Genomic DNA, 12825 nt, shown 5'->3' with positions numbered 1-12825 from the left:
GACGGCCCGCCGCCCGAGAGCGCCGCAGGCCGCGGTGCGGGGGCGCGGCGGCCGGAAAACCGGACCGATCCGTTCGCCTCGGTCAATAGCATTGGTCCATGAGCCTTCAGCCACGTACGCCGGACTTCCCCTCCAAGCCCTCCCTGGACGGCCTGGAGGAGAAGTGGGTACGCCGCTGGGAGGACGACCGGACCTACCGGTTCGACCGGTCCCGTCCGGCGGACGAGATCTACTCGATCGACACGCCGCCGCCCACGGTCAGCGGGTCGCTGCACGTCGGCCACGTCTTCTCCTACACCCACACCGACACGATCGCCCGGTACCGCCGCATGCGCGGCCAGGAGGTCTTCTACCCGATCGGGTGGGACGACAACGGCCTGCCGACCGAGCGGCGCGTCCAGAACTACTTCGGCGTCCGGGGCGACGCGTCCCTGCCGTACGACCCGGCGTTCGAGCCGCCGGAGAAGCCGGACGCCAAACGCCAGGTCGCGATCTCGCGCCGGAACTTCATCGAGCTGTGCGACCGGCTCACCCAGATCGACGAGAAGGCGTTCGAGGACACCTGGCGCCGCGTCGGCCTGTCGGTCGACTGGAGCCTGCTCTACACGACCATCGGCGAGGCCGCGCGGGCCGCGTCGCAGAGGGCGTTCCTGCGCAACCTGCGGCGGGGCGAGGCGTACCTGTCGGAGGCCCCGACCCTGTGGGACGTGACGTTCCGCACGGCCGTCGCGCAGGCCGAGCTGGAGGACCGCGAGCAGCCCGGCGCGTTCTACCGGCTGCGGTTCCACTCCGGCGACCGGCCGGTGTACATCGAGACGACGCGTCCGGAACTGCTGCCCGCGTGCGTCGCGCTCGTCGCGCACCCTGACGACGAGCGGTACCAGGAACTGTTCGGGACGACCGTCCGCACGCCGGTCTTCGGTGTCGAGGTCCCGGTGGTCGCGCACCGGCTGGCCGAGCCTGACAAGGGGTCGGGCATCGCGATGATCTGCACGTTCGGCGACGTCACCGACGTCACCTGGTGGCGCGAGCTCGACCTGCCGACCCGCGCGGTCGTCGGGTGGGACGGCCGTTTCGTCGCCGATCCGCCCGCCGGGGTCCCGGCGGGGACCTACGCCGAGCTGGCCGGGAAGACCGTCCACTCGGCGCGCGAGCGGATGCTGGAGCTGCTCGGCGGGTCCGGCGACCTGGACGGCGAGCCCCGCAAGATCGTCCGGGCGGTGAAGTTCTTCGAGAAGGGCTCCAAGCCGCTGGAGATCGTCACGACCCGGCAGTGGTACATCCGCAACGGCGGGCGCGGGCCGGAGCTGCGCGCCGAGCTGCTGGGACGGGGCCGCGAGCTGGAGTGGTACCCGGCGTACATGCGCGCGCGGTACGAGAACTGGGTCGAGGGCCTGAACGGCGACTGGCTGATCTCGCGGCAGCGGTTCTACGGCGTCCCGATCCCGGTCTGGTACCGCCTGGACGCGTCGGGCGAGCCGGTCCACGGCGAGCCGATCGTCCCGTCCGAGGACGCGCTGCCGATCGACCCGGCGTCCGACGCCCCGCCCGGTTTCGCCGAGGACCAGCGCGGCAAGCCGAACGGCTTCACCGGGGACCCGGACGTGATGGACACCTGGGCGACGTCCTCGCTGACCCCGCAGATCGCGGGCGGCTGGGAGCGGGACCCGGACCTGTTCTCCCGCGTCTTCCCCTACAGCCTGCGGCCCCAGGGGCACGACATCATCCGGACGTGGCTGTTCGCGACGGTCGTCCGCGCGCACCTGGAGAACGGGTCGCTGCCGTGGAGGGCCGCCGCGCTGGCCGGATGGATCCTGGACCCGGACCGCAAGAAGATGTCCAAGTCCAAGGGCAACGTCGTCACGCCGATCGGGCTCCTGGAGGAGTTCGGCTCGGACGCGGTCCGGTACTGGGCGGCGAGCGGCCGTCCGGGCACCGACACCGCGTTCGACACCGGGCAGATCAAGGTCGGGCGGCGGCTCGCGATCAAGATCCTGAACGCGTCGAAGTTCGTCCTGGGCTTCGCCGAGCAGCCGCTCGACGAGGGTGTCGACACCGAGGCGATCTGGTACCCGGGCGACCTGGCGATGCTGGCGGCGCTGCGCGGGCTGGTCGCCGAGGCGACCGAGGCGTTCGAGTCCTACGACTACGCGCGGGCGCTGGAGCGCACCGAGCGGTTCTTCTGGCAGTTCTGCGACGACTACCTGGAGCTGGTCAAGCAGCGCGCGTACGGGTCGGGCGCGAAGGCGGCGTCCGCGCGGGCGGCGCTGAACAGGGCGCTGTCGGTGCTGCTGCGGCTGTTCGCGCCGTTCCTGCCGTTCGTGACCGAGGAGGTCTGGTCGTGGTGGCAGGACGGTTCGGTCCACCGCGCCGCCTGGCCGACGCGGGACGAGCTGCCGGACGGCGGCGACGCGTCCCTGCTGGACGTCGAGGCCGAGGCGCTGCGGCAGGTCCGCAAGGCCAAGTCGGACGCGAAGGTCTCGATGCGCACCGAGCTGTCGCGGGCGTCGGTCACGGGCGAGCGCGCCGGTGACCTCCTCGAGGTCTCCGAGGACCTCCAGGCGGCGGGCCGCATCGCGGAGCTGGACCTGGACGGCCGGTCGGGCGAGCCGCTCACGGTCGCGGTGACCTTCGCCGAGTAGCGACGGTTTCGAGGGCCTTCCGGGGGGTTTCCCGGGAGGCCCTTTTCGCTGTCCCCGTCCGGAGGCGGGCGTCGTCGCGGGGTGACCGAACGGGGTTCGGGGCGCTAGCGTAAGCGCGTACTGACACGCGTGGCGGCGGCCCGGCGCGGGCCGTGCGCCGCGCGGGTCGCGTCGTCCCCCGGGAGGAGCCGCCCCGTGACGGATCTCGACGAGTACCGGAGCCGCGCCCGCGCGTGGCTCGCGGAACGCACGGCCGATCTGCCGCCCGATCCGGGCCTGGCGGAGTCGCGCGCGTTCATGGCCGACCTGTACGACGCGGGGTACGTGGGGATCACCTGGCCCGCCGAGTACGGCGGCCGGGGCCTGTCGGCGGCCGAGGAGCGCGCGTTCCAGCAGGCCGCGGCCGACGTCCCGCTGCCGGTCGGCGTGTTCGGGATCGGCCTCGGGATGTGCGGGCCGACGCTGCTGTCGCTCGGCACCGAGGAGCAGAAGCGCCGGTACGTCCGGCCGCTGCTGCGCGGCGAGGAGATCTGGTGCCAGATGTTCTCCGAGCCGGGCGCGGGCTCGGACGTGGCGTCCCTGCAGACCCGCGCGGTGCGGGACGGCGGCCACTGGGTCGTGGACGGCCAGAAGGTGTGGACGTCGGCCGCCCGGCAGGCCGACCTCGGGCTGCTGATCGCGCGCACCGACCCGGACGTCCCCAAGCACCAGGGCATCACGATGTTCGTGGTCGACATGCACGACCCGGGCGTGGACGTCCGGGCGCTGCGGGACATGACGGGCGAGTCGCACTTCAACGAGATCTTCTTCACCGGCGTCCGCGTCCCGGCGGAGAACGTGGTCGGCGAGGTGGACGGCGGCTGGGCGGCGGCCGTGACGACGCTGCTGCACGAGCGGGTGTCGATCGGGATGGGCGCGACCCGCACCGAGCGCCCGGCGTCGTTCGCGGCGCTGCGGACCGCCGCCCGCGAGCGCGGCCTGCTCGGCGAGCCGGGCGTCCGCGACCTGCTGCTGGACCTCTACCTGCGGGAACGCGCCTTCGACCTGCTCAACGCGCGGATGTCGCAGGAGGTCAAGGCCGGGATCCAGCCGGGCGCGCGCGGCTCGGTGAGCAAGCTGCTGCTCGCCGACCTGACCCTCGCGAGCGCCGACCTGGCGAGCGAGATCCTCGGCCCGGAGTGCCTGGTCGGGGACGGCCCGATCGCGCGGGCGCTCGCCTGGGGGCCCGGCATGGCGCTCGGCGGCGGCACCAACGAGATCATGCGGAACATCATCGGCGACCGGGTGCTCGGCCTGCCGCGCGAGCCGCAGGTGGACCGGACCATCCCGTTCAAGGCGCTGAAGGTCGGCACGCAGGCGAAGGAGGACGGCGAGTGAGGCTCATCCCGACCGAGGAGCAGCGGGAGCTGGCCGCGACCGTGCGGTCCTTCCTGGCGGACCGGGCGCCGATGGCGCGCGTCCGGGAGATCGCCGAGTCGGACGAGCCGTACGACCGGACGGCGTGGACGCGGCTGTCGTCCGAGCTGGGGCTGGCCGGGCTCGCGGTGCCGGAGGCGCACGGCGGCTCGGGAGCCGGGTTCGGCGAGGTCGCAGTCGTCCTGGAGGAGCTGGGCGCGGCGCTGACTCCCGTTCCGTACCTCTCGGCGGCCGTCGCGGCGTCGCTGCTGGTCGCGCTCGACGCCAAGGACCTGCTGCCCGGCGTCGCGTCCGGCGAGACGGTCGCGGTCGTCGCGCTGCCCGACGGCGAGCCGCCGGTGGGGCGGATCGTCGACCGGGGCGAGTGGGTGCTGGAGGGCGTGGTCGAGCGGGTGCCGGACGGGCCGTCCGCCGACCTGCTGCTCGTCGTCGCCTCGACCGGGGAGGGCCGCCGGGGCGTCTTCGCCGTCGCGGCGGACGCGCCCGGTCTCGTCCTCACGCCGCTGACCACGTTCGACCTGACCCGTCCGCAGGCGCGGGCCGAGCTGGGCGGGGTCCCGGCGCGGCTGCTCGGGGCGTCCGACGCGGGCGCGGTGATCGACCGGACCGTGGACGTCGCGTCCGTGCTCCTGGCCGCCGAGCAGCTCGGCGGGATGCGGCGCTGCCTGGACGTGATCGTCGAGTACGCCAAGCTGCGCGTCCAGTTCGGGCGTTTCGTCGGGTCGTTCCAGGGGGTGAAGCACAAGCTGGCGGACATGCACTGCGTCCTCGAACAGGCCGAGTCGGTCGTCCGGTACGCGGTGTGGGCGGCGGACGAGGCGCCGGACGAACTCCCGGAGGCCGCCGCGTTCGCCGCGTCCTTCATGGGCCGCGCCTACTTCCAGGTCGCCAAGGACCACCTGCTCCTGCACGGCGGCATCGGCTTCACCTGGGAACACGACGCGCACCTGTACTACAAACGCGCCAAGGCCGACGAGGTCATGCTCGGCCCGCCGCGCGCGCACCGGGCGCGTCTCGCCGAAGCGCTCGGACTGACCTAGGCGCTCGGCCTTTCAGCTGCTCAGGCGGTGTTGGCGCTCTGCCGCTCAGGCGTTCTGGCGCTCTGCCGCTCAGGCGGTGTCTGCGCTCTGCCGCTCAGGCGGTGTCTGCGCTCTGCCGCTCAGGCGAGGACGCAGCGGGTGCCGGTGAAGATCGTCGGCATGCACTTGTTGCAGTGGACGCAGAGCGACGGCGTCGCGGGCTCGGCCTTGATCCGGTTGATCAGGTCGGGCTCGCGCAGCAGCGCCCGCGCCATCGCGACGAACGGGAAGCCCTCGGCCATGGCCAGGTCCATCGTGGCGCGCTCGGTGATGCCGCCGAGCAGGACGAGCGGCAGGTCCAGGGCCTCCCGGAAGCGCCGCGCCGTGTCCAGCAGGAACGCCTCCTCGTACGGGTAGGCGCGGATGAACCGCTTCCCCACCAGCTGGACGCCGAGCCGCTGCGGCTGCGGGAACGTCGCGGCGAACTCCTTGATGGGCGCGTCCCCGCGGAACAGGTACATCGGGTTGAGCAGGGAGCTGCCCGCGGTGAGTTCGAGCGCGTCGACCGAACCGTCCTGTTCCAGCCATTCCGCGACCCGGACGCTCTCGTCCGGGCGGAGGCCGCCGCGGACGCCGTCGTCCATGTTGAGCTTGGCGAGGACGGCGACGCGGTCGCCCACCTCGTCCCGGACGGCCCGCGCCACCGCCCGCGCGACCTTCGCCCGGTTCTCCAGCGACCCGCCGTAGCCGTCCCTGCGCCGGTTGATCCGCGGGCTGAGGAACGAGCTGGCGAAGTAGTTGTGGCCGAGGTGGATCTCCACGGCGTCGAAGCCCGCCTCGATCGCGAGCCGCGCGGCCGTCGCGTGCGCGTCCGTGACGCGCTGGATGTCCTCCTCGGTGGCGCGCCTGGTCATCTGCAGGCTCTGCGGGTTGAACATGCCGACCGGCGCGAGCGACGGCACGCGGTTGGAGCGGCTGTTGGCGACCGGTCCCGCGTGCCCGATCTGCGCCGACACCGCCGCGCCCTCCGCGTGGACGGCCTCGGCGAGCCGCCGCAGCCCGGGGACGGCCTCGGGACGCATCCAGATCTGGTTCCGCTCGGTCCGTCCCTCGGGCTGGACGGCGCAGTACGCGACCGTCGTCATCCCGACGCCGCCCGCGGCGTGCCGCCGGTGGAACTCGACCAGGTCGTCCGAGACCAGCGCGCCCCGGCTCATCCCCTCGAACGTGGCGGCCTTGATGATCCGGTTGCGCAGGGTCAGCGGCCCCAGCCTCGCGGGCTCGAACACCTCGGGCACGGTCGTCGTCTCCTCAGAACGTCATCGCGGACGGGTGGCCGTCCGGGCGCATGGCCGCGTCGGTGCCGCCGTCCACGTACAGGACGGCGCCGGTGGTGAACCGCGCCTCGGGCCGGAGGAACTGGTGCACCCAGAACGCGATGTCCTCGGCCTCGCCGAAGATCCCGAGCGGCATCGGGGTGGGGAACTCGTCGGGGTCGCGGTCCGCCGCGCCGCCCGTGGAGCCCGTCATCAGCGGCGTCAGCACCGCGCCGGGCGCGATCGCGTTGAGCAGGACGCCCTGCCGCGCCCATTCGGGGGTCACGGCCGTCCGCCGCACCCAGTGCGCGATGGCCAGCTTGGACGTGGCGTACGCGGGGATGCTCGGCGCGAACTCCAGGATCCCGGCGGGCGTGGCGGCCTGACCCGCGCGGGCCCGGTCGCGCGCGCCGTCCTCGTCGCCCGCGAGGGCCAGGGCGGCCAGCTCGTCGTCCACAAGCGGGACGGTGCTGGCCGAGTTGGAGCTGATCACGACCGCGCGTCCCGCGCCGGACGCGGCGAGCGCCTCGCGCAGCCCGGTCAGCAGCGCGACCGGGCCGAAGTAGTTGATCGACATGACGGCGGCGGCGTCCGGGACGTTCGGGCCGACCCCGGCGATCGCGGCGACGCCGTCGAGCCGCCCGCCGCTGAGGGCCAGGACCTCCTTGACCGCGTGGGCGCGTCCGTCCGGGGTGCCGAGGTCGGCGATCACGACCGCGTCGCGCAGGTCGACGCCGATGACGGTGTGACCGGCCCGTTCCAGCAGGGCGGCGCTGGCCGCGCCCATGCCGGACGCCGACCCGGTGACCGCGAACGTGCCCATGGCGCCGCCTTTCCGTGCCGATGCGTTCAGTACGTGCCGATGCGTTCAGTACGTGAAGGACAGGTGCTTGATGCCGTTGATGAAGTTCGAGTAGAGCCGGTCGGGTTCGCCCTCGGCGCGGATCGTCGGGACGCGTTCGAACAGCTCGCGGAACATGACGGTGATCTCGCGCCGGGCCAGGTTCGCGCCCAGGCAGAAGTGCGGGCCGGGGCCGCCGAACCCGACGTGCGGGTTGGGGGAGCGCAGGATGTCGAAGCGGTCCGGCCGCTCGAAGACCGTCTCGTCCCGGTTCGCCGAGTTGTAGAAGAGCAGCGCCTTGTCCCCGGCGCGGTACCGGTTGCCGTTCATCTCGTGGTCGCGGGTCACCGTCCGGCGGAACTGGATCACCGGTGTCGCCATCCGGACGATCTCCTCGACCGCGCCCGCGATCCGCCCGTCGAAGTCGGCCAGCAGCAGCGCCCGCTGCCCGGGGTTGTCGGTGAGCAGCTTCAGGCCGTGCGCCATGGCGTTCCGGGTCGTCTCGTTGCCCGCGACCACCAGCAGGATGAAGAACGAGCCGATCTCCTGGTCGGTCAGCGACTCGCCGTCCACGTTCGCGGTGACCAGCGCGGAGACCAGGTCGTCGCCGGGCGCGCGGCGACGCCGTCTGGCGAGCTTCATCGCCATGTGGTTCAGCTCGTACCCGGCCGCCAGCCCGGAGGCGAGCCCGTACAGGACGCCGGTGCGGGTGATCCCGCTCCGGACGAACTCGCGTCCGCCGGTGTACTCGGGGTCGCCGATGCCGAGGATCACGTTCGTCCGGTCGTAGACCTTCGCCCGGTCGGCCTCGGGGATACCCATCATGTCGCAGATGACCTGAACCGGAAGGCGCGCGGCGACGTCGGTGACGAAGTCCCCCGGCCCGGCCGCGAGCAGGTCGTCCACGATGCGGCGGGCGCTCGCGTGCAGGTCGGTCTCGGTCCGGGCGAGCACGCGCGGGGTGAACGCCCGGGACACGATCCGGCGCAGGCGGGCGTGCCGCGGGTCGTCCATGTTGATCATCGAGCCGAAGTAGCGGGCCATGTAGCCGGGCAGGTCCGCGATGCTGTTCGAGCACGGCTCGCTGCTGAAGACCTCCGGCGTGCGGCTCGCCTCCACCACGTCCGCGTGCCGGACGAGCGCGTGGTAGCCCGCTCCGCTCCGGATGAACGGCAGTTTCAGCTCACGGTAGAACCTCGGCTTGTCCAGCCGCCTGAGCTCGGCGAACGCCGCCTCGCGGGCGGCCGGGGGCCGGGCCCAGAAGGCGAGGTCGGACAGGTCGGCGTCGTGCGCGGTGGCCGTCGTCATCCAGCAGCACCCCCGGGAACCCGAGTCGCGTTCGGTTCCCTCTATCGAACTCGGGTCCCGGGGGTTCCGTCAACAGGTCGGTGTCACCCGGCGGCCGTCTTCACGGGGCGGGGGCGAGGATCGTGCGGCGCAGGACCGTCCGCTCCACGGCCGTCCACGACGCCGACGTCAGCAGGTACACGCCCGCCGCGAGCGGCGCGAACACCGCGACCAGCACGGTCCCGAGCGACAGGAGCCGCACCCACGTGCCGGACGCGTGCCGCGACGACCACCAGGCCACCGCCGCCAGCGCCAGTAGCAGGCCCGCGAAGACCAGCCCGGCGGGCGTGAACAGGCCCGCCCCGGCGACCGCGACGACGTTCTGCCCGAGCGGCGCCGAGAACAGCGTGTGCGCGAGCAGGACGTTCTGGTGCCCGGCGATCACCGCCGACCGGAACAGCGTGTACATGACCACGAAGAACGGGAACTGGAGCACCATCGGGCCGAGGCCGGTCAGCGGCGACGCGCCCTCCCGCTCGTACAGCGCGGCCGTCTCCCGACGCAGCCGTTCGGGATCGCGCCGGTGCCGTTCGCGCAGGCGCGTCAGCTCCGGGACGAGCGCGGCGCGGGCCCGCTCACCACGGGCCGCCCGCACCGCGAGCGGCAGCAGCAGGGCCCGGACGGCCAGCGTGAACACGATGATCGCGAGGACGGCGGCGAGCCCGCCCGCGATCGGTTCCAGGGTCAGGGTCAGCCCTTTGACCAGCGCGTACGCGCCTGCCACGGGCATGTCGAACAGGGACAAGACGTTCCTCCAGGGCTTGACGGGACGATCAGTGCGAGAACCTGATCGCCCGTCCCGGGGCCCTGGGACGAGGCCGTCCGGCCGCGTCGGGATCGCGCTGGGGGAGGAACGCCGTCCGCGAGGTCCGGTCGCGCAGGGTCGTCCGGACGCGTCCGACCACCGGCAGGGCGTCGGCCCGGACGGCGCGGGTCGCCGCGAGCACCACGAGCCCGGCGACGGCCGCGAGCGACGCCACGACCACCAGCCGCGGCAGATCGCCGCCCGAAGCGCCCGCGAGCAGGACGATCAGCCACACCAGAAGATGCGGCAGCCGCTCGCCCATGTCCCGCCTCACACCGGAATGGACGCTCCGCCCGCTTCGCCGGTTCCCGCCTCGGCCCGCCCGAAGAATCAGGACGCCAGCAGCAGAAGCGACGCGGTGGCGAGGACGGACAGGGCCGTGACGTTCTTGACCCACGTCATGCGCGCGGCGATCAGGGCGTCCCGTTCGCGGGAGCGGGCCCAGTAGGTGAGGGCCGCGCTCAGGGCCCGGCCGGCGCCGAACGCCACGCCCGCCAGCAGCGTCGCCGGAGCGCTCAGGTGCGCGAGCAGCAGCCCCAGCGCCAGGACGTACGGGGACGAGGCCGACACGTACGTCCGGACGCCCGTGCCCATCTCGAAGCCGAACCGGAGCGATCCCGTCCGCAGCCGGTGCATCAGCACCTCCTGCGGGATCTGCCGCGCGTTCTGCGGCAGCGGAAGGCGGGCCAGCCCGGCCTCGCGCGCCGCCGCGACCGCCGCGACCAGGACGGTCAGCGCCGCGCGTGCCGTCGCGGGAACGGGCGCGACCAGCCCGGACGCCAGCCAGACCACTCCGGCGCTCAGCGTGCCCCCGAGCACCAGCCCGAGAGAGAAGACGGCCAGGACCTCGCCCTGCCGTATCGGGGCCCGCCAACCTGGCGAGAACAGCACGGATTCGCTGTTACGCGTTCAAACCGATCCGGACAGCGCGAACCCGGCCAAAGCCCCGACCGCCGCCCAGCACAGCACCGTGGCGTCCAGCGCCGCGGCGGCGACCGCCAGGAGCGCCAGGGCCGCGACCGGCAGCAGCGGCTCGGTCAGGGCCCGGCGCAGCCGTCCCGCCGGGAGGGCGGTCAGTTGTAGCACGCGACCGCCTTGCGGCAGATCGTCTTGTACCAGTTCCCGCGCTTGGACTTCTTCCAGCCGTCGTGGCACCGCCAGGTGACGCCCTTGCGGCAGTTCCCGCAGCTCTTGGAGACCTTCCAGAGCCAGCCGTCCCACTTGCCGCCGTAGCACTGGTTCGGCCGCAGCTTGTAGCGGTGCGGGTCGGACACGCCGGACCGGTGGTAGCCCTTGTACTTGCCGCTCGTCCGGCAGCACACCGAGCACACCAGGCTCGGCCCGCACCCCGGCGAGCACCCGACGCTCGGCTCGCCGGGTGGGCAGTGCGGGTAGATGTCGTAGTAACCGCTGGTCAGGCTGAAGCCCTCGGCGAGCGCCTGCCGCGCGGGCGGCAGCACCCCGATCGCGTTCAGCCCGGCCGTGGCCCCGGCCGCCGCGAGGCCCGCCAGCAGCCCGCGCCGGGCGGGCCGGAACCGCGGCCCCTCGTCCTCGGGCGCCCGGCGGCGCACCCGCTCGGTTCCGGGCGGCCGTGGCCCGCGCAGCGGCGGGATGTCCTCAAGCTCGATCATCGCGCACCTCCGACTCCCTCGGGTTGCAGCAGTTCACGCAGCGAGTCGGGCGACCCGACCGGGGCCGCCCGGCCCACCCGCCCGTCCTCCGTCAGCACCACCGCGAACGGGGTGGCGGGGACGCGGTAGTCGTCGAACAGCCCGTCGCCCTCGTTCGCCAGGACGGTCACGCCGGGCGCGACCGCGACCGGCGCGGGCCCCGCGAAGACCGCCCGCAGCGGCGGCTCGGCCAGCGACAGGACCTCGTCGCACACGCCGCAGTCGCGGTCGAGGAAGAGCACCAGGCCGGGGCCGAGCCGCTCGAAGCCGGGCGCCGCGGCGCCGGTCTCGGGGCCCGCCGCGAGCCGCGCGGGGGCGGTGCGGCCCGTCCCGGCGAGCGCGTGCACCTGCCGGATCAGGCCCGCCACCACCAGGGCCAGCAGCAGGATCGCCACCCACGACAGCAGCAGCGCACTGGTCTGAAAACTCACCCCAGGCTCCTTTCCGAGGCGTCCATGGCACGGGGGAGGGTCCACAGGAGGACGCCGAGCGCGGCTCCCGCGACGATTCCGGTGGCGGTCGTGGCGTCCGGCGCGGGGGGCGGCGTCACGGCTCCGCCGAGGGCGAGGACGGCCAGCCCGGCGGCCCGCGCGACGACCCACACCGACATCGGCGTCGAGAGATCGCCGCCGCAGCCGCACGGCACCCGGCGGCCGGACCCCGCTCGGTCCGGACGGGCCGTCCGGGCCGTTCGGGTCACATACGCCGCGTAGGCCGCGTAGACGGCGAAGAGGACGGTCGCGGCGGCCAGGGCGCCGTGGGTCAGGTCCGTCCGGCGGAGGGCCAGGCCCGCGAGGAGCGCTCCCAGCGCTCCGGCCTCGGCGATCACCGCCAGGGACGCCACGCCCGGCGCCAGCCGGGACGGGACCGTCCCCTGCGCCCGCAGCGCCGCCGCCAGCGAGCGCCCGCGAAGGTGGCCGTACAGGGAGAGGACCAGGACGAGCGGGACGGCGACGGCCCCGGTCAGGGCGGCGAGTCCGGCCATCAGCGGACCGCTTCGACCGACAGCGACGCGAGCCGCCCCGGGACGCGCCGGACCTGGTCCTCCTCCGGCAGGACGGTCACCAGCAGGCGGCTCAGCGCGAGCAGGAAGTAGGGCCCCTGGCCGTCCACGGTGTCCTGGAAGAGCTCGCCGCCCGCCACGGACGCGCCGCGCCAGCCCGGCAGCCGCTTGCGCGTCTCGGCGGTCAGCGCGGTGATCTCCAGCAGGCCGAGGCCGGGGACCTCCTTGACCAGCTCGGCGGGCTCGGGGATGGCGACGTGCCGCGCGGCGGGCGCGACGCTGATCCCGTCGTCGTGCTCGGTCAGCCGCAGCCCGGACAGGAACGCCACGGCGTCCGCCGGACGGCCGCCGTGGATGTGGGTGAAGACCGCGAAGCGGCGGCCCTCCCACACCGCGGCGAGGGCCACGTCGCGCTGCCCGGTGTCGGGGTCGCGGACCGGCGCCGCGTGCCCGATCCGCAGCCGTCCGCCCTGGACGCGGAACTCCTGCTCGAACCGGGCGACGCCGATGTCCTCGGCCCAGGCCATCGCGCCCGGGCGGGTTCCGCCGGACATCTCGTGGAGGCGCCCGCCCGCGGTGACCCGGGTGACCGAGGTGAACGGCCTGCCGAGGTCGTGGTCGCCGCTGAGCCGGACGCGGGTGCCGTCAAGGGATCGGTGGATGACCTGATGTCCCACGGTTCGTCACCTTTCGCCGTAAAGCCCGCCTTTGGGACGTAATGAGAGCGCCGTGACGGAGATCACAATACGTGCGCCTTCCGGCTCGG

14 protein-coding genes are annotated in these 12825 nt (G+C 73.7%); 3 read left to right on the top strand and 11 right to left on the bottom strand.

Annotation, left to right across the window (positions count from 1 at the left end; translation table 11 throughout):
* Positions 1-98 precede the first annotated feature (98 nt).
* The 3 genes from valS to P696_RS0140500 all read left to right on the top strand — a co-directional run bounded on the left by valS (position 99) and on the right by P696_RS0140500 (position 5098).
* The gene (gene valS, locus P696_RS0140510; protein ID WP_026416794.1) at positions 99-2642 is read left to right on the top strand and encodes a valine--tRNA ligase; all 2544 of its coding nucleotides are present in this window, start codon (positions 99-101) and stop codon (positions 2640-2642) included.
* Positions 2643-2837: 195 nt separating this feature from the next.
* Positions 2838-4019, top strand: a complete 1182-nt coding sequence (locus P696_RS51470; RefSeq protein WP_034489581.1) for an acyl-CoA dehydrogenase family protein — start codon at positions 2838-2840, stop codon at positions 4017-4019.
* Positions 4016-5098 carry an acyl-CoA dehydrogenase family protein gene (locus P696_RS0140500; RefSeq protein ID WP_026416793.1) on the top strand — a complete coding sequence of 361 codons (1083 nt, stop codon included), beginning with the start codon at positions 4016-4018 and terminating at the stop codon, positions 5096-5098. Before P696_RS51470 ends, P696_RS0140500 begins: the two co-directional genes overlap by 4 nt.
* Positions 5099-5217: 119 nt before the next feature.
* Here P696_RS0140500 and P696_RS0140495 read toward each other — a convergent pair whose 3' ends face one another.
* The 11 genes from P696_RS0140495 to P696_RS51460 all read right to left on the bottom strand — a co-directional run bounded on the left by P696_RS0140495 (position 5218) and on the right by P696_RS51460 (position 12736).
* Entirely contained in the window at positions 5218-6375 is a 1158-nt protein-coding gene (locus tag P696_RS0140495; protein WP_026416792.1) for an NADH:flavin oxidoreductase, read from the bottom strand.
* A 13-nt stretch (positions 6376-6388) separates the two neighbouring features.
* Complete coding sequence (locus P696_RS0140490) at positions 6389-7216, bottom strand: SDR family oxidoreductase (protein ID WP_026416791.1); 828 nt, start codon at positions 7214-7216, stop codon at positions 6389-6391.
* Between the two features lie 45 nt (positions 7217-7261).
* Positions 7262-8542 (bottom strand): cytochrome P450, encoded by a 1281-nt coding sequence (locus P696_RS0140485; RefSeq protein ID WP_026416790.1) that lies wholly within the window; start codon positions 8540-8542, stop codon positions 7262-7264.
* Positions 8543-8642: 100 nt separating this feature from the next.
* Complete coding sequence (locus P696_RS0140480) at positions 8643-9326, bottom strand: YidC/Oxa1 family membrane protein insertase (RefSeq protein WP_026416789.1); 684 nt, start codon at positions 9324-9326, stop codon at positions 8643-8645.
* 28 nt (positions 9327-9354) lie between these two features.
* The gene (locus P696_RS0140475; RefSeq protein WP_211245999.1) at positions 9355-9660 is read right to left on the bottom strand and encodes a DUF6412 domain-containing protein; all 306 of its coding nucleotides are present in this window, start codon (positions 9658-9660) and stop codon (positions 9355-9357) included.
* A gap of 56 nt (positions 9661-9716) precedes the next feature.
* On the bottom strand, positions 9717-10277 hold the full coding sequence (locus tag P696_RS0140470; RefSeq protein WP_157430231.1) for a hypothetical protein: 561 nt from the start codon (positions 10275-10277) through the stop codon (positions 9717-9719).
* A gap of 18 nt (positions 10278-10295) precedes the next feature.
* Positions 10296-10472 (bottom strand): hypothetical protein, encoded by a 177-nt coding sequence (locus tag P696_RS57170; protein WP_170026731.1) that lies wholly within the window; start codon positions 10470-10472, stop codon positions 10296-10298.
* The gene (locus P696_RS51465; protein WP_051469012.1) at positions 10460-11017 is read right to left on the bottom strand and encodes a hypothetical protein; all 558 of its coding nucleotides are present in this window, start codon (positions 11015-11017) and stop codon (positions 10460-10462) included. The genes P696_RS57170 and P696_RS51465 overlap by 13 nt, the downstream gene beginning before the upstream one ends.
* Complete coding sequence (locus P696_RS0140455; protein ID WP_026416785.1) at positions 11014-11487, bottom strand: hypothetical protein; 474 nt, start codon at positions 11485-11487, stop codon at positions 11014-11016. The genes P696_RS51465 and P696_RS0140455 overlap by 4 nt, the downstream gene beginning before the upstream one ends.
* Positions 11484-12041 (bottom strand): hypothetical protein, encoded by a 558-nt coding sequence (locus P696_RS0140450; protein ID WP_026416784.1) that lies wholly within the window; start codon positions 12039-12041, stop codon positions 11484-11486. The genes P696_RS0140455 and P696_RS0140450 overlap by 4 nt, the downstream gene beginning before the upstream one ends.
* A complete protein-coding gene (locus tag P696_RS51460) occupies positions 12041-12736 on the bottom strand; it encodes a hypothetical protein (RefSeq protein WP_051469010.1) in 696 nt (231 codons plus the stop codon). Before P696_RS51460 ends, P696_RS0140450 begins: the two co-directional genes overlap by 1 nt.
* Between the last annotated feature and the right edge of the window lie 89 nt (positions 12737-12825).

Origin of the sequence: Actinomadura oligospora ATCC 43269 (assembly GCF_000518265.1) — a bacterium.
Lineage (GTDB): Bacteria > Actinomycetota > Actinomycetes > Streptosporangiales > Streptosporangiaceae > Spirillospora > Spirillospora oligospora.
The sequence above is the reverse complement of the archived record's forward strand: the minus strand, read 5'-3'. Positions and strand labels throughout refer to the sequence as shown.

Excerpts from the sequence above, each read along its gene's own strand:
- P696_RS0140485 (WP_026416790.1), bottom strand. The coding sequence starts at position 8,542 with ATGACGACGGCCACCGCGCACGACGCCGACCTGTCCGACCTCGCCTTC.
- P696_RS51465 (WP_051469012.1), bottom strand. The coding sequence starts at position 11,017 with ATGATCGAGCTTGAGGACATCCCGCCGCTGCGCGGGCCACGGCCGCCC.
- P696_RS0140450 (WP_026416784.1), bottom strand. The coding sequence starts at position 12,041 with ATGGCCGGACTCGCCGCCCTGACCGGGGCCGTCGCCGTCCCGCTCGTC.
- P696_RS0140490 (WP_026416791.1), bottom strand. The coding sequence starts at position 7,216 with ATGGGCACGTTCGCGGTCACCGGGTCGGCGTCCGGCATGGGCGCGGCC.
- valS (WP_026416794.1), top strand. The coding sequence starts at position 99 with ATGAGCCTTCAGCCACGTACGCCGGACTTCCCCTCCAAGCCCTCCCTG.